General features: G+C 39.8%; 15 protein-coding genes and 2 riboswitches. Of the genes, 2 read left to right on the top strand and 13 right to left on the bottom strand.

Going from position 1 to position 15,865, the window contains the following annotated elements:
- Window positions 1-344 precede the first annotated feature (344 nt).
- Window positions 345-488: a hypothetical protein gene (locus tag ACFW35_RS08820; protein WP_379845131.1), complete on the bottom strand. Its 144-nt coding sequence runs from the start codon at window positions 486-488 to the stop codon at window positions 345-347.
- A gap of 90 nt (window positions 489-578) precedes the next feature.
- On the opposite strand from ACFW35_RS08820, the gene ACFW35_RS08815 reads away from it, so the two are divergent.
- On the top strand, window positions 579-1,838 hold the full coding sequence (locus ACFW35_RS08815) for a YeeE/YedE family protein (protein WP_379845130.1): 1,260 nt from the start codon (window positions 579-581) through the stop codon (window positions 1,836-1,838).
- 49 nt (window positions 1,839-1,887) lie between these two features.
- On the opposite strand, the gene ACFW35_RS08810 is transcribed toward ACFW35_RS08815, so the two are convergent.
- The 12 genes from ACFW35_RS08810 to ACFW35_RS08755 all read right to left on the bottom strand — a co-directional run bounded on the left by ACFW35_RS08810 (window position 1,888) and on the right by ACFW35_RS08755 (window position 14,532).
- A complete protein-coding gene (locus ACFW35_RS08810; protein WP_379845128.1) occupies window positions 1,888-2,193 on the bottom strand; it encodes a serine hydrolase in 306 nt (101 codons plus the stop codon).
- 42 nt (window positions 2,194-2,235) lie between these two features.
- Window positions 2,236-5,688 carry a methionine synthase gene (gene metH / locus ACFW35_RS08805; RefSeq protein ID WP_379845126.1) on the bottom strand — a complete coding sequence of 1,151 codons (3,453 nt, stop codon included), beginning with the start codon at window positions 5,686-5,688 and terminating at the stop codon, window positions 2,236-2,238.
- Window positions 5,681-7,531 (bottom strand): bifunctional homocysteine S-methyltransferase/methylenetetrahydrofolate reductase, encoded by a 1,851-nt coding sequence (locus ACFW35_RS08800; RefSeq protein ID WP_379845125.1) that lies wholly within the window; start codon window positions 7,529-7,531, stop codon window positions 5,681-5,683. Before ACFW35_RS08800 ends, metH begins: the two co-directional genes overlap by 8 nt.
- A gap of 61 nt (window positions 7,532-7,592) precedes the next feature.
- Window positions 7,593-7,706: riboswitch (SAM riboswitch) on the bottom strand.
- Window positions 7,707-7,721: 15 nt separating this feature from the next.
- Complete coding sequence (locus ACFW35_RS08795; protein ID WP_379845123.1) at window positions 7,722-8,345, bottom strand: precorrin-2 dehydrogenase/sirohydrochlorin ferrochelatase family protein; 624 nt, start codon at window positions 8,343-8,345, stop codon at window positions 7,722-7,724.
- A 15-nt stretch (window positions 8,346-8,360) separates the two neighbouring features.
- Window positions 8,361-9,113 carry a sirohydrochlorin chelatase gene (locus tag ACFW35_RS08790; RefSeq protein WP_379845122.1) on the bottom strand — a complete coding sequence of 251 codons (753 nt, stop codon included), beginning with the start codon at window positions 9,111-9,113 and terminating at the stop codon, window positions 8,361-8,363.
- On the bottom strand, window positions 9,114-9,899 hold the full coding sequence (cobA, locus tag ACFW35_RS08785; protein ID WP_379845120.1) for a uroporphyrinogen-III C-methyltransferase: 786 nt from the start codon (window positions 9,897-9,899) through the stop codon (window positions 9,114-9,116). It lies immediately after the preceding gene.
- A 12-nt stretch (window positions 9,900-9,911) separates the two neighbouring features.
- Window positions 9,912-10,133: a DUF3906 family protein gene (locus ACFW35_RS08780; protein ID WP_379845119.1), complete on the bottom strand. Its 222-nt coding sequence runs from the start codon at window positions 10,131-10,133 to the stop codon at window positions 9,912-9,914.
- 14 nt (window positions 10,134-10,147) lie between these two features.
- Window positions 10,148-11,776: a nitrite/sulfite reductase gene (locus ACFW35_RS08775; RefSeq protein ID WP_379845117.1), complete on the bottom strand. Its 1,629-nt coding sequence runs from the start codon at window positions 11,774-11,776 to the stop codon at window positions 10,148-10,150.
- A 14-nt stretch (window positions 11,777-11,790) separates the two neighbouring features.
- Window positions 11,791-12,390: an adenylyl-sulfate kinase gene (cysC, locus tag ACFW35_RS08770; protein ID WP_379845115.1), complete on the bottom strand. Its 600-nt coding sequence runs from the start codon at window positions 12,388-12,390 to the stop codon at window positions 11,791-11,793.
- Entirely contained in the window at window positions 12,356-13,552 is a 1,197-nt protein-coding gene (sat, locus tag ACFW35_RS08765) for a sulfate adenylyltransferase (RefSeq protein ID WP_379845114.1), read from the bottom strand. The genes cysC and sat overlap by 35 nt, the downstream gene beginning before the upstream one ends.
- Window positions 13,553-13,576: 24 nt before the next feature.
- On the bottom strand, window positions 13,577-14,281 hold the full coding sequence (locus ACFW35_RS08760; RefSeq protein WP_379845112.1) for a phosphoadenylyl-sulfate reductase: 705 nt from the start codon (window positions 14,279-14,281) through the stop codon (window positions 13,577-13,579).
- A 107-nt stretch (window positions 14,282-14,388) separates the two neighbouring features.
- On the bottom strand, window positions 14,389-14,532 hold the full coding sequence (locus ACFW35_RS08755; protein ID WP_226534934.1) for a YezD family protein: 144 nt from the start codon (window positions 14,530-14,532) through the stop codon (window positions 14,389-14,391).
- Between the two features lie 86 nt (window positions 14,533-14,618).
- A riboswitch (SAM riboswitch) is annotated at window positions 14,619-14,724 on the bottom strand.
- Between the two features lie 213 nt (window positions 14,725-14,937).
- On the opposite strand from ACFW35_RS08755, the gene ACFW35_RS08750 reads away from it, so the two are divergent.
- A complete protein-coding gene (locus ACFW35_RS08750) occupies window positions 14,938-15,849 on the top strand; it encodes a sulfite exporter TauE/SafE family protein (RefSeq protein ID WP_379845111.1) in 912 nt (303 codons plus the stop codon).
- Window positions 15,850-15,865: the final 16 nt, after the last annotated feature.

The raw sequence follows: 15,865 nt of genomic DNA, 5'->3' as shown, positions 1-15,865 counted from the left end.
TCAGTTTTTAAAGGGGAGATCATCTACTGCTGAACATTGAATAACTGTGCCTGCTTATTAATATATCCGGCTCTGCTGCTAAGATTTTCTTCAACGGACAGACAAGGAGGAGAGGAATAACGATTACTATTAGTTAGTACATTTTTTAAAAGAAGTTTACATAATATTTATTATAGGTAGCTATGTAATATGTACAGAAGTTCATCTCAAAACTTAAGATTACTTAAGATAGTGAGACAAAATGAAAAAATTCAGGTATTATTCAATATTATATTTAAAGTGTATTTTGTTAAATTCAGCTTACATGCCATGAATAGTTTTTTAATCAGTTATTAATTACTTGATTATTTGTTTTGAGTTTTGTTTATCATAATTGTTTTTAAATAATCTTCTTTAATTCCTTTCAATGATTTCGTAACTCTCCAGTTGATTTTAACCACATTTCTTTGATTAATTTCTTTCAACACGTTCATTAGACCTAATCTCATAAAAACATGCACCAAAGACCTTTATTCTGAATAGGATTCGTTGTATAATACTTTAATTCCGATAAGTTTTATAGGATTAGGAGGGTTATTTTGGCACATTCATCAGTTAATACACAGATATCTCATTCAAGTAAACGGCATTATACTACGGTTGTAACAGAATTAAGTCCTTTGCAAAAACCATGGGCTGCACTAGGAATTCTCTCAGCGCTAATATTATTATACTTTATTGTTAATACAGCTAATTGGACTCAGGGAATTCTGTTCATTATAGGTATTTTGCTAGGAAATGCATTGCTATATGCTCGATTTGGTTTTACTTCTGCATTTAGACGACTGGTATCCGTTGGTAATGTTCAAGGACTGCAAGCACATATGGTGATGCTGGCAGTTGCATCTATATTATTTGCTGTAATTTTAAGTACAGGATTTAGCTTTACGGGATCAGCACCTGAAGGAAATGTATCACCAGTGGGAATCAGCATACTATTTGGTGCTTTCCTGTTTGGAATCGGCATGCAGCTAGGAAATGGCTGTGCTTCAGGTACACTTTATTCGTTAGGTGGCGGATCTTCTTCAATGATTCTAACCCTGATTTCTTTTATTACAGGTTCTGTTATAGGCGCATATCATTTCACGTTCTGGATGGGATTACCTTCCCTCCCTCCAATCGCATTCAACCAAATACCTGGATTTGGCTATCTCGGTGCATTGGTATTTCAGTTAGCATTGTTTGGTATAATCTATTGGATCACGGTTCAAATTGCTAAAAAGAAAAATCCGCCGATGATGAAACCACTGCCGACAACTGTGGGCTGGAAAAAGGTATTGCGCGGATCATGGCCGCTGTTTACGGCAGCAATTGTTTTAGCAGTATTGAATGCTGTAACTTTAGCGGTTAAAGGAAGTCCTTGGGGTATCACTTCAGCATTTGCACTATGGGGTTCAAAAGCATTGATGGCAACTGGAGTTGATGTTTCAAGCTGGGGGTATTTCGCTGGAAGCAAAGGTGATGCTTTAACAAAAAGTGTTCTTACAGATGCAACGAGTGTAATGAACTTTGGAATTATATTAGGTGCTTTTATATCTGCTGCTTTTCAAGGAACATTTAAGCCTGGCAAAATCAAACCGGGAATTGCAGGAGCTTCTATTATTGGTGGTTTATTGATGGGCTACGGTGCACGTTTAGCATTTGGCTGCAACATCGGTGCTTACTTCAGCGGAATTGCGTCATTCAGCCTTCACGGCTGGGTTTGGGCAATTATGGCGATGGCAGGAACATTTTTAGCCCTATTTATTCGTCCGTTATTTGGATTAAAAAACCCAAAATCAAATGATTCTGTTTGTTAAAAAAGAAAAAGCTAGTGGTGCGGAGATGTAAATATCCAACCACTAGCTTTTATTTATATACCTTACTTATTACAATTGTTTTTTCATACAGCAATGATCCTAATTCACTCATAATTCTTTTTGGTTCATCTCGATTGGGTACGTTTTTACTAAGTGCGGAAATAGCAAAGGTATGCCCTGGTAAATAGAATAATCCTACATTATTTTCAACACCTGGTACATAACCTGTTTTGTGCGCCATTTCCCAAATCGGAATCATTCCGATAATACCCCCATTTTCAGGAAGACGACTTGGCAGTAAATTATTCATCTTTTGCTGCTTCATAATATCTATCATTTTACGGCAAACACTCATACAAAAAGCACCGTCTGAAGGTGCTTTTTGCCATGGTCATACTTAACTTAACACGTTGAAATATCTGGCTTCTGGGTGCGCAAATACAATAGCAGATACGGAGGCTTCGGGTTCCATCATACAGCCATCTGTTAACTGGATGCCGATATCTTCCGGTTGAATCAGTTTGAATAACTTTTGCTGATCTTCAAGTTCCGGGCATGCAGGATAGCCAAATGAAAATCGCTGACCCTGATAGCGTGCTGAAAACCGCTCTCTCATTGTAAAATCAACGGAATCAGGAAATCCCCAGCGGTCACGCATTTGCTGATGAACAAGCTCTGCGAAACCTTCAGCAGTTTCAAGTGCCAATGCTTGAAGTGCGTGACTCTCTAAGAAACGTCCTTGCTCTTTCATGTCAGCTGCAAGCTCTCTTACACCTGTGCCCGCAGTTACAGAAAAGAAGCCAACATAATCCATTTCCCCGCTATCTTTTGACTTAAGGTAATCTGCTATACAGAGATATGGCTCTTTTGTCTGTCTCGGAAAATCAAATTTCTCAATAATTGTTTGATGATCTACAGGATCGTAAATCAAAACACTGTCTCCATCTGATTGTGCCGGAAAGAACTGATACATTGCAGAAGGATTAATTAAGTCTTTTTCTTTTGCCTCAGTTAACAACGTATCAACGATAGACTTGATATGAAGAGTCTTCTCGTCTTTTTCCTCTAACAATCTTGATATCTTTCCTTTTATGCCAAGGTGATGACCTAATAGCATCTGCAAATTAATATATGGCTGTATGTGAGACAAGGAATAGTTTCTTAAAATATGTCTTTTTGTATCACTAGGTATAAAAACCGGTGCTTTTTGTGATACATTTGATCTTACTTTAACGGCTGTTGCAGTTGCTGTACCTCCATCGGATCGTCCAGAGTCTAATACTATCGTTCTCTTTCTATCACTGAAATCAGCCGCGAGCTTTTCATGATCCTCAGGAGTTTGAAGTTGATTTGCAAGTGATAAGCCTTCCATCGCATCTTTCGCGTACAGAACCATCCCATCATATTCCTTAGAGATTTTCGTATCGGTAAATTTTCTGGATAAAGCGGCGCCTCCAACTAAAATCGGTGTGGAAATACTCGCTTCACGCATGTCATTTGCAGTTAAAACCATTTGTTGAGCTGATTTTACCAATAATCCTGATAGGCCAATAATATCAGGTTTGTTCTTCTTTACAGCTTCAATCAATTCAAGCGGTGTGACTTTAATACCTAAATCTATAACTTGGAATCCGTTGTTGCTTAATATTATGTCCACCAGGTTTTTCCCGATATCATGAACATCACCTTTAACGGTTGCGAGCAATACTTTTCCTTTAGATGATGAAGTATCATTACTCTCCATGTATGGTTCTAAAAATGCTACGGACGCTTTCATTACTTCTGCACTTTGAAGAACTTCAGCAACGATAAGCTGATTTTCGTTAAATAATCTTCCTACTTCTTTCATGCCATCCATTAGCGGTCCGTTTATAATTTTTAGAGGTGCAGAGTATTGCTTTAATGCCAATTCTAAATCGGGAATTAACCCTTCTTTAGTTCCTTCTAAAATGTAGTATTGCAGCCGCTCTTCTAACGTCATGTCAGGCAGCTTCGATTTCGCTTCTTTCTTTTTCCCTCGATAAAATTCAGTAAAGATTGCCAATGCCTCATCGGTTGTTTTAAATAACAGATTTTCCGCCATATCGATTTCGTCTTTAGAAATAGAAGCGAATCGTTCTAATTTTTCTGTGTTCACGATCGCATAATCCAGTCCTGCTTGTGTGCAGTGGTAAAGATATACGGCATTTAGCACTTCACGTCCTACAGGTGGAAGTCCAAATGACACGTTGCTCACTCCGAGAATCGTGAGACATTGAGGAAAACACTCTTTAATCAGCCGGATTCCTTCAACCGTTGCATTTGCTGAACCGATATACTGTTCGTCACCAGTACCTACTGGAAAAACGAGCGGGTCAAAGATGATATCTGAAGGTGAGACTTTATACTTCTCCACTAAAAGCTCATACGATTCTTTTGCAATTTCAAGCTTTCGTTCTGCCGAAACACCCATTCCTTTTTCATCAATGGTTCCGACTACTACTGCCGCTCCATATTTATGCAGAAGAGGAATCACTTTTTCAAAACGTTCTTCTCCGTCTTCAAGGTTAATAGAATTGATGATCGCTTTACCCTGTGAATATTTTAAAGCTAGCTCGATTACATCTTCATCAGTTGAGTCGATTACAAAAGGAATCTTTACTTTCTTAACAGCTTCCTTCATGAACTCTTCCATGTCACATTTTTCATCTCTGTCTGGATCTGCTAAGCAGACATCTAGTACATGTGCGCCGCCTTTCACTTGAGCTCTTGCGATTTCAGCAGCTTCCTCGAATTTCTTCTCTGCAATAAGCCTCTTAAACTTTCTTGAGCCAATTACATTCGTGCGCTCACCGACCATGATCGGCCGTAAAGTTGGGTCATCATAAATGAAAGGTTCAATTCCTGAGACCATATGGGTTTCATTCGTTTGAATCGATCGTGGTGAATAGTTCTTCATTACTTGTGCTAATGCTTCTATATGTTTAGGCGTTGTTCCGCAGCAGCCTCCAACAATATTAAGCCAGCCTTTTTCTGCGAATCCCAATAATTTAGCTGCTAACGTTTCAGGAGTCTCATGATAATTTCCTTCTTCATCCGGCAGCCCTGCATTCGGGTAGCAGCTGACTGCAGTTGTTGATAAATTAGAAAGCGAGCGAATATGGTCTTGCATGAATTCAGGTCCAGTCGCACAGTTTAAGCCAACTGCTAACGGATTCATGTGTTTTAATGAAATATAGAACGCTTCAATCGATTGACCAGCTAATGTTGTTCCCATCGGTTCAATGGTTCCTGATACCATGAGGGGAACTCGTTTTCCTGTTTGCTCAATCGCTTGTTCGATTCCTAAAAAACCCGCTTTTACATTAAGCATATCCTGGCTTGTTTCTAAAAGGAGCAGATCTGCACCGCCGTCGATCAGTCCTCTTGCTTGCTCTGCGTAAGCTTCCCTTAACGCATCAAATGTCGTACCGCCAGTAACGCTTAATGTTTTCGTAGTTGGCCCCATTGAACCGGCAACAAAACGCGGCCATTTTTCGGAAGATACTGCATCAGCTGCTCTTCTCGCAATTTCCGCACCTAACCTATTAATCTCATAAGCTCGTACGCCAAGATCATACTCGTCTAAAACAAGATTAGTTCCCCCAAAGGTATTCGTTTCAATGATATCTGCGCCAGCTTGCAGATACGTTATATGAATGGATTCAATAACTTCTGGTGCTGTAACATTTAAATATTCATTACACCCGTCAAATTCCTCGCTGCCAAAATCTTCTGCTGTGAGCTTTGCTTCTTGAAGCATCGTCCCCATTGCGCCATCCATAATTAATATTCTCTTTTTCAGCTGATCTTCTATTGATGTCTTAGGCATTCTGCCACCTCCTTGCTAAAAGGGATGGATGATTCGTTCGTGCATATTCGGCTAATTCAACAGTTAGTTCGTAACGCATAAATGGAGTGATGAGATAAATGCCATTAAAAAGATCCATAGCTGTATCCAAAAGTGATTTTGCTATATTTAAACCTTCAACAATTGATTGTTTAGGGTTTTCTTTATATTTCCCCATTTGTTCACGTACAGAGTCAGATAATTTTATTCCTGGCACTTCATGATGAAGAAATTCAGCATTTTGTGAACTTGTTAATGGCATTATTCCTATATAGATCGGTTTATCAATGTGTTTGGTGGCTTCATATGTTTCAATTAGCTTTTCCTCTGAAAACACAGGCTGACTAATAAAATAGTCCGCACCATATTCAATCTTCTTTTCTAAACGTTTCACAGCTTTATCAATTAACCTGATGTTTGGATTAAAAGCTGCTCCTACACTAAAGGAAGTTTTTTCTCCAAGTTCTTTTCCTGATAACGATAATCCTTGATTAAACTGCTTAATGAGTTTGATCAGTTCGAATGAAGTAACATCATATACAGATGATGCACCAGGAAAATCACCGACACTTGCTGGATCTCCAGTTACAGCTAATATTTCACGGATTCCGTGTGTATGAAGCCCCATTAAGTGTGATTGAAGTCCGATTAAGTTTCGGTCGCGGCACGTAATATGAACGAGCGGCCGAATGTTTAATTCTGACTGAACAATCGATCCTAATGCAGAATTGCATATACGTGGTGACGCAAGAGAATTATCAGCCATTGTAAGAGCATCGATTCCCGCTTCTTTTAAAGCCTTCGCACCCTCCATAAATCGAGACGTATCAAGTTTGCGAGGCGGGTCCAATTCAACAATGATGGATTGTTTCTTCTTTACTTCTTCACAAAGCGGAACATATTTAGACTTTGATGCTGACTGAATTACAATATCTCTTTTTCTTTGTTTTACTTCTTTCTCTTTCACAGGCTGCAGGTTTTTAAGCTCGGTTGAGAAAGCACGTATGTGTTCAGGTGTTGTACCACAGCAGCCTCCAATAACACTGACACCTTGCTGTCTGAACAAATGAGCACATTCTTTAAAATAATCAGCATCACTCTCATATTGGAACTTCCCATCTGAATAGGAAGGCAGTGAGGCATTCGGAAACGCAGACAAAAATGCTTGTTTAGGAATCGGTACTTCCTCCAGTGTCTTCAGCATGTGATAAGGACCTAACCGGCAGTTTAATCCCACTACATTTGCACCGATTTCCTCTAGACGCAACAGAGCTTCTGAAATTGGAGTTCGGTCTTGCAGAAAGCCTATTTCCTGAAGGGAAACTTGAGCAATGATTGGAAGAGACGTTTCTTTTCTAGCAATCTCTAATACGGTTTCGAGTTCTTGCAGATCGTAATACGTTTCCAGCTGTATACCGTCTACGTTTTCCATGAGTAAACAATAGAGCTGTTCACGAAAACTGCGTTTAATTTCATCAAGCGAAATACTGTTTGGTTTAATGCCGCGGATTCCACCTATGGTTCCTACGACATATTCGTTTTTGGCAGCTCTTCTCGCAATTTGAACAGCTGCCTTGTTGATTTCTTTTACTTGATCTTGGAGGCCATACCGTTCTAGCTTTGAATAGTTGGCTGCATACGTATTTGTTTGAATGATATCAGCGCCGGCATTCAGATAAGCCCGGTGAATATTATAGATTTGTTCCGGTTGCGAAAGATTTAATTCTTCGTAACAAAAGTCCGAGCCGTACGAATACAGAAGCGTACCCATAGCACCATCGCCGATCAGTATCTTGTTTTGTTTTAAATCCGTTACTAAGCTCATGTAAGCCTCCTTAAATAAAATAAAAAGCCTTCTATAAAGAAGACTTTTTCAGCGTTTGGTCTTCTTATCTTTACAAGTCCATATGTGGACTCGCAGGAATTAGCACCTTTTCAGCTTTACGCTGCTGGTTGCTGAGGTTTCATAGGGCCGCTCCCTCAACCTCTCTTGATAAGGGTATTATTCGTTTTGGTTACTTTACTAGGTTACGAACTTTTTCGTTCGTTAATGTCTTTTTATATCCGTAACGTTTGTTCACATCATGTAAAAAAACGGGATCTGTGAGTTCCGCCATTAAAGCTTTCCTTTTTATTTTCGGAAATTCATTCTTAATGATGTTTCTACATTCAAATAAAAACTCCAAGTAAGATTCATAGTCTTTACTGTACTTTTGCTGAAGTTCTTTTTTTATTGAGATGGACAAGCTGGGACTAGCCCCAGAGGTTGAAACTGAGAGTACAAGCTTTCCTCTTTTCACAACGCTTGGAATGATAAAATTGCCTAATTTCGGCTGGTCAGCTACATTAATCAGCTGGCTCTCATTCACATTAATAGCAATCTCAGCATTCACTTCGTTTGAATTAGTCGCTGCGACGATAAGAAAGGCTTTCTCGAAATCTTTACTCTTAACCTCTCTAGAAATCCAAGTGAGACTTTTTTGTTCATGTAATTCCTGAATCTCTTTAACTGCATCAATACTAATGACAGTTATTATTGCTTTTTCTTTCAGTAGATCTCTTATTTTCCGGTAAGCTACAGGACCGCCTCCTGCTACAACAACTTTTTTACCGCATAGGTCTACGTGTATAGGGTACATAATATACCTCACTTTTTAAAATATTGCAAATTCTTTTGTTCGAAGTGTCTCTTTTATCCGAGTCAGTAATACTTCTTTTAAAATGGGGTGATAGCCTAGCGTCTCGCACAGGATCACTTCTTTTTGTGAATGTTCCAGATATCGTTTTGTCGTAATCTTCATTCCATTTATTAATAGACCTGAAAACAATAGATAAGGAACAACAATTACTTGATCGTATGAATCTTGGCTGTTCCATAGTACTTCTTCAAAGCTTGGAGCTGAACCGGTTAGAAAACAAGCTTGAATACTTGGTATGCCATAATGTTGTTGAAGGTTAGATGCGATTTTCTCTAAATCTAGCTTTACATCTGGATCTGTACTTCCTCTTCCAACCAATAAAATGTGTGAGTTCTTACTTAAACTAGCAACCCGTTTCGTAATCCTTTCCCACAACAGGTGGGAAATGGCATCATGTACGCCGAATTCGCGGCCAAATATGACTTCAGTTTCAGGATACTGACTCTGTAAAAATTTAAGTTCTTTTGGTATGTCTATCTTTACATGGTTAGCCGACAATAAAAACACAGGTACAACAGAGATGCTCGTCGCTCCTTTTTGTATACATGCATTAAATCCTTGTGAAATGGAAGGTTCAGCTAGCTCTAAAAAGCAAATCTCTTTTATTGGAACATCAACTGAAGCCATGCATTGCTTTACGAATTCTTCTGCTTCATTACGGCCTTTTTGCAGTCTTGTGCCATGACAGATAAAAAGTAACGCTTTCATCTAAAGTGCTCCGCTAATAGCAGTCATCTCAACTGGTTCTTCATTAAGCTGTTCAAACCACTTAAGTTCCTCTCGGAGTCGCACCACTTCTCCAACAACGATCATACTTGGATTTTCGATTCTTTCACGAATCACAATATCTTCAATGGTTTCTAATGTACCCGTTACGGTTCTCTGATTTTCTAATGATCCCCATTCAACAAGAGCAACCGGAGTATCTTTGCTTTTACCGTGTTTTGTCAGCTTTTCACAGATATAGGGAAGGTTACCTACACCCATGTAGATCGCTAAAGTATCAATCCCTTTTGCTAAACAGTCCCATTTCAACTCTTCTTCTTCACCCTTTTTCCTGTGACCAGTAACAATCGCGTAACTTGAAGCGATGTTCCGATGTGTAACCGGTATACCTGCGTATGCAGGAGCTGCAATTCCTGAAGTGATACCTGGTACTACTTCAAATTCTATACGGCTTTTTGAAAGTGTTTCTGCTTCCTCTCCGCCTCTACCGAAGACGAATGGGTCGCCGCCTTTAAGACGGGTTACTGTTTTGCCTTTTTGAGCGTGCTTTACTAAAAAGCTATTGATTGTTTCTTGTTTCATGGAATGGTAGTTTGGCAGTTTGCCGCAATAGATAAGATCGCACTCTGGTTTTGCATGAGCTAAAAGTTCCTTATTCACCAATCGGTCATACAAAATCACGTCTGCTTTCTGTATGCACCGCAAGCCTTTTACAGTAATTAACCCTGGATCGCCAGGGCCGGCTCCGACAAGATAAACTTTTCCCATCATCATCACTCCTTAAGGATTTAGTATGGTTTCCCTTTCATATAGTACAAACCCATTACCGCTCCGGATTTTTTTCTTTTCGTAGAGTGAAATCTCCTCAACATTTGGCTGTTTCAAAAAATACTTTTCAAGTTCAACATCTACTAGCTGAAACGCCTGTTCATCTGTTGAAGCGGCTATTACAACAGGAATAACTTCTGATTTTAAGCTCACTTCAAACCGGTATAAATACATAGGAAGACCTCCTTTTACGAAACTTTTTCTTCTAATTGCTCTGAGATTTGATCTAGCTTTATTTGAAGAGGTTCAAGACCCACCCTGTTGATATAATCGAAAAAAGTTTCTAGAGGAAGCTTCGTTTCTTTAAAATGATCCAGAAAACGAACTAGTACTTCATCAAGAAGATCAGCATGAAACTTTCCTTTCAGCTTTTCATTAAACTTTCCACCATCATCAAGTGTTCCGCCAACGTAAATCTCAAAGGCTTGCACCATCTTTTTATCTTTTGTTTTTAACAGTACGCCTTGCAGACCGATATCTGCGATCTGACGCTGTCCGCAAGAGTTTGGACAGCCGACCATATGAATCCTTACCGGTACGTCAAGTGTGATTCTCTGATCCAGGCTTTCAGCGATTCGGCGCATTCTTTCTTTCGTTTCAACCAGTGCTAGATTGCAATATTCAATACCCGTGCAGGAAACAGAATGGCCGATAAAAGAAAGAGGCTGTGTCGTGATTCGTTTAAAGATATCTTCTTGAAGCAGCGATTCAACGTTTTCGTGTTTCACGTTAGGAATAATTAAGTTTTGAGAATTTACAGTTCGGATCTCACCGTTTCCATATAACTTTGCTATTTCTGCAAGCTTCAGCACTTCATCCGCATCTAATCGTCCGACTGGCACATTAAAGCCAATATAGCTTAATCCTTCTTGCTTTTGAGGATGAACACCATAGAAATATCCGCCGTTCCAGCCTTGAAGTGCATCTCTGCCTTTTGAAGGAAGCTGTCCTGTATATTCTAAGAGTTTCTCTTTGAATTTTTCTGGTCCCCAGTCTGCCATTAAAAATTTAAGTCGCGCGAGGTGGCGTTTTTCCCTATAGCCGTAATCACGGAAAATGGTAGTAATCGCAATAGCTACTTCTTTTACCTGATGCGGTTCTATAAAGACATCAAGCGGCTGCGCTAAGAACGGCCGCGACGATAAACCACCGCCAATCTTAATATGAAAACCAGGAATCTCTTGATCATCAACTTCTTTATAAGCCGGAGTAAAGGCTACACAATTAATCTCTGCATGCGCACTGTTATTCACATTAGAACTGATGGACACCTTATATTTTCTCGGCAGATTAGAAAAATCTTCATTGTGCTGAAAGAATTCATACACTTCTTTTACAATCTCTGATGTATCAAATAGTTCATGAGGATCTATCCCGGCAATCGGATTCCCCATAATATTTCTCGTAATATCACCGCATGCCCCTGCACTTGAAAGCCCAACCTCTTCTAAACGTTTAAATATATCCGGGATTTGTTCAATGGTCAGCCAATGAAACTGAATAGCCTGTCGTGTCGTGATATCAAACACGCCTCTTCCATAATCTTTGCATATGTGAGCAAGAGCTTTTACTTGTTCGTAGCTTAAAATGCCAGATGGTACATTGACCCTCATCATGAAGTATCCATCTTCTTTCGGTCGCTGTAAGTACAGACCTGCCCACTTAAAATTGTCCCACTCTTCTTTCGGTATAGAGGCGAATCCGTTTTTTGAGTAATGAGGGATATCTTCAAATATTTTTAATCCGTCTTTTACGAGCTTCCTTTGTTCTGTTTTATTGAGCTTAGGATTATCAGCCCACGCTTTTTCATATGCCATATTATCAGTCCCTTTTATATAAGTTTTTTCTCTTGCAAAAAAGTCAAAATTGCATCTACACTCTCAGATACATTCTTTTCATTTGTTTGAATCGTAAGAGCAGGAGACACCGGTTCCTCGTAGGGGGAATCGATTCCAGTGAAATCAGGAATCTCTCCTTTGCGAGCTTTGCTGTACAGTCCTTTCGGGTCCCGTTTTTCACATTCTTCGATCGGGCATGAAACAAAGATCTCGACGAATTCTTCTTCTGAAACAATCTCTTTTGCTCTTTCACGGTCTTGTATAAATGGTGAGATGAATGCTGTCAGCACAACTGTTCCATTATCTACAAACAGCTTAGAAACTTCAGAAATCCTGCGGATGTTTTCTGTTCTGTCTTCATCTGAAAACGATAGATCACGGTTCAATCCATTTCTGATGTTGTCACCGTCAAGCACATAGTTTCGGATGTTTTGTTCATAAAGCTTTTTTGCTAGTGCATTAGCAATGGTGGACTTTCCTGATCCGGACAATCCTGTAAACCAAAGGACAAAGCTCGAATGATTGTTTTGCTTTCTTCGATCTTCTTTTGTTATGGAACTATCGTGCCAGACGGTATTGTGCAGTGTGCTCATTTGTACCTCCTTTAAGTTGGTTTTCTTCATGTCGTTTTAATCCATCGATCAATACTTCAACTACTTCCTTGCGGCTGAATGTACTTGGAGGCAATTCCCCATTTCTTAGAAGTTCTCTTACTTTCGTTCCAGATAAAATCACATGATGTTCACTCGAATGCGGACACGTTTTAGAAGAAGCCATGGCCTCACATTTTGTGCAATAGAAGCTGTGTTCAAAGAAGAGTGTGGTGATACCGATCTCATCGGCGGTAAACTGTGAAAAGATCTCCTGAGCTTCATACGTCCCGTAATAACTGCCTACACCAGCATGATCACGGCCAACAATAAAATGTGTGCAGCCATAATTCTTTCTCACAAGTGCGTGAAAAATGGCTTCGCGCGGTCCGGCATAGCGCATCGCTGCAGGAAATACAGCAAGGAATACACGGTCACTCGGATAATAGTTTTCAACAAGTACGTGATAGCTTTCCATGCGCACATTTGCTGGAATATCATCTGACTTTGTTTCGCCGACAAGCGGGTTTAGAAATAGACCGTCAACAGTTTCTAGTGCAGTTTTTTGAATGTATTCGTGTGCACGATGCACAGGATTTCTTGTTTGAAAACCAACAACTGTTTTCCATCCCAAACTGCTAAACTTCTTTCTAGTTTCACTTGGGTCCAGGTGGTAGTTCTTAAAGGATTTTTTTTCAGGGCGTTTAACGAGCGTGATTTCCCCGCCTACATAAATCGTTGGTCGCTCCAGCAGCTTCTTTACGCCTGGATGTTCTATGTCAGAAGTTTTATAGACTTTCTCTGCTTCAATATGCTTATCTGGGAAATAGATATCCTCAACTTGCAAGATTCCGTATGTCTCGCCATCACACACGAGCCGAACATCTTCTCCTGTACTAAGAGATTGTGCGGTTTCATGGGTCACTGGCAATGTAATCGGGAGACTCCAAACCGTTCCATCACTCAGCCTGATACGATCTACGACAGATTGATAGTCTGCTTTATTTAAAAAACCGGTTAATGGGCTGTATGCTCCGATCGCTATTAATTCAAGATCACTAAGTGCTGTTGCATCGAGTTCAACTTCTTTTTGTATGTGCTCATACGGTGTATCCGGTCTAAACCGATTAATTAATGTTCCTCCGTGTGCATGTAAAGTTGCCATATTGTTTCTCTCCTCCTATTTTTCTTAGCCTTCATGAAGACCGCATTCTAGTTTCCCAGTTCCTGACCAGCGGCCGGAACGGATATCTTCGGGGTCAATAGCGGCTTTAGTGCAAGGTTTACAGCCGATACTTGGATACCCATTATCGTGCAATGTATTATACGGCAGATTATGTTTATGGGCGTATCGCCATATGTCTTTCCACGTCCAGTGAATGAGCGGGCAAATCTTAATACTGCGGAAACGCTCATCTTTGTTAATAAACTGCGTGTTTTTCCTCGTAGGCGACTGTTCACGGCGCAATCCTGAAAGCCATGCTTTTACGCCGTTGAGCTCTTCTTCTAAAGGGATTATTTTTCTAATGCTGCAGCACTGATTTGAATTTACCTTCCAAAGCTCTTCACCATGATTAATTGCCTGTTCCTCAAGTGATAAGGCGGGTGTCTTAAGCTTAATTCTCAACCATGGATACCTTTTCTTTGCAGCATCAATCACTTCGTATGTTTCCTGAAAGTGCAGCTGCGTATCCAAAAAGACTACTTGAGCATCTGGTTTGACCTGGGAAACAAGATCTACTAAAACACTTCCTTCGATTCCAAAGCTGCACGCATATACGAGATCGTCGCCATACATTTCATACGCCCATTTCAGGACATCTAATGCACCTTTCTCAAGGTTGTTACTATTAAACTCTTGGATGTTGTTATCCCATGTTTCATAAGTGAGCAATTTTTTACCTCCTTCATGAAAAACAAATAGACCAACAAAAAAGCGGCTTTAACGTTTTAAGGGACATGCCCTTTACGTTAAAACCGCCTCTAGTTTTCTAGTCAGCGCTATTTAATTCGTACCTTTTCGTTTTTTTCGAGTTGAATCACTTTTCCATCTTGCACAATTAAAGTTATGGATCCAAATTTGATGTTGCTCAGCATTTTCTGAAGCTGAGGAAGAAAATCGTTTTCACTCTTTTCGTTCGCCACTCCACTGGCCTCCCTTTTTTACAAAATATCTCTAATAAAATAAAAAAACCTTCCCATTTCGGAAAGATAGTGGAGGTAAACGTATTACCTTATCTTCCAAAATGTAAAAACATTCTGCTGGAGTTAGCACCTTACGAATCGCAGGTTGCCGGGTTTCATCGGGCCAGTTCCCTTCACCACTCTGGATAAGAGTTTAATTTTTAAAAATCATATCACATCTGAAACAGATATCAAGCCCTAATTTTTTTATTTTTATTTTTTCTGAAAAAATTAAACCTGCAGTTGACAATTTGTCTTCCTGGAACATATAGTAATAACTAAAATTTCATCCGCATTGCTGATCGGAAAAACCGAAGGCTCTTAACATGACTTGTTAAGGGCCTTTTTATTTTGAGGAGGATTTTGATGAAAAAGTTAATAGTTCTAGCGCTTATTGGACTTATGGCACAGCTGATCGACGGCTCACTTGGAATGGCATATGGGGTTACTTCGACTTCTCTGCTCTTGGTAGCGGGGATTGCGCCCGCGGCAGCCTCCGCCTCTGTCCACCTTGCTGAAGTTGTGACAACAGCTGCATCAGGAGTATCCCATATCAAATTTGGAAACGTTGATCGACAGGTGGTTCTCCGTCTAATACTGCCGGGCTCGATCGGCGCATTTTTAGGAGCTTGTTTTTTAAGCAGCCTTCCAGGAGATATTGTGAAACCCTATGTTTCTCTATTTCTTATTATTCTTGGAATCTATATTTTGTTTCGTTTTCTCTATAAACTTGGAGAAACAAAGACGGCACCCTCTGATAACTCTTTTTCAAAAAAACAGCTTATGCCCCTTGGCTTACTAGCGGGATTTTTGGATGCGACAGGGGGTGGTGGATGGGGTCCTGTAACAACACCTGTCCTTATGGCAAAAGATATGAAAACTAGAAAAGTTATAGGTTCCGTTGATACGAGTGAATTTGCTGTAGCTGTTTCAGCATCTGCTGGTTTCTTTATTTCATTGGGCTGGGAGCAAGTTGAATGGCTATGGGTTGGTGCCCTCATGGCAGGCGGTATCGTTGCAGCTCCTATTGCAGCATGGCTTGTCCGAATAATTCCCGCACACATTTTAGGGGTTTTAGTTGGAGGACTGATCATCATAACTAATGTTAGGACACTGTTTTTAACCATTGGTTTGTCATCTCATGTAATGATTGCCATTTATTTTGTTCTTGCAGCATTTTGGGCAGTAGGCATTATCTATACAGTAAAAAGCATTCCGAAAAAAAGTAATGAAGAAAATAAAAATCCGAAATATTTAAAAAATTCAGTTGACTATTGATTGCTAGCTATGTATT

It is taken from the genome of Fictibacillus sp. NPDC058756 (assembly GCF_042746035.1).
In the GTDB taxonomy this organism is placed as follows: domain Bacteria; phylum Bacillota; class Bacilli; order Bacillales; family Fictibacillaceae; genus Fictibacillus.
The sequence above is the reverse complement of the archived record's forward strand: the minus strand, read 5'-3'. Positions and strand labels throughout refer to the sequence as shown.

What these genes read in the sequence shown, in the direction of transcription:
- ACFW35_RS08800 (WP_379845125.1), bottom strand. Translation starts at nt 7,531, where the DNA reads ATGAGCTTAGTAACGGATTTAAAACAAAACAAGATACTGATCGGCGAT.
- cysC (WP_379845115.1), bottom strand. Translation starts at nt 12,390, where the DNA reads ATGAGCACACTGCACAATACCGTCTGGCACGATAGTTCCATAACAAAA.
- ACFW35_RS08790 (WP_379845122.1), bottom strand. Translation starts at nt 9,113, where the DNA reads ATGAAAGCGTTACTTTTTATCTGTCATGGCACAAGACTGCAAAAAGGC.
- ACFW35_RS08810 (WP_379845128.1), bottom strand. Translation starts at nt 2,193, where the DNA reads ATGAGTGTTTGCCGTAAAATGATAGATATTATGAAGCAGCAAAAGATG.
- ACFW35_RS08780 (WP_379845119.1), bottom strand. Translation starts at nt 10,133, where the DNA reads ATGTATTTATACCGGTTTGAAGTGAGCTTAAAATCAGAAGTTATTCCT.
- sat (WP_379845114.1), bottom strand. Translation starts at nt 13,552, where the DNA reads ATGGCAACTTTACATGCACACGGAGGAACATTAATTAATCGGTTTAGA.
- ACFW35_RS08795 (WP_379845123.1), bottom strand. Translation starts at nt 8,345, where the DNA reads ATGTACCCTATACACGTAGACCTATGCGGTAAAAAAGTTGTTGTAGCA.
- ACFW35_RS08750 (WP_379845111.1), top strand. Translation starts at nt 14,938, where the DNA reads ATGAAAAAGTTAATAGTTCTAGCGCTTATTGGACTTATGGCACAGCTG.
- ACFW35_RS08775 (WP_379845117.1), bottom strand. Translation starts at nt 11,776, where the DNA reads ATGGCATATGAAAAAGCGTGGGCTGATAATCCTAAGCTCAATAAAACA.
- ACFW35_RS08820 (WP_379845131.1), bottom strand. Translation starts at nt 488, where the DNA reads ATGAGATTAGGTCTAATGAACGTGTTGAAAGAAATTAATCAAAGAAAT.
- cobA (WP_379845120.1), bottom strand. Translation starts at nt 9,899, where the DNA reads ATGGGAAAAGTTTATCTTGTCGGAGCCGGCCCTGGCGATCCAGGGTTA.
- metH (WP_379845126.1), bottom strand. Translation starts at nt 5,688, where the DNA reads ATGCCTAAGACATCAATAGAAGATCAGCTGAAAAAGAGAATATTAATT.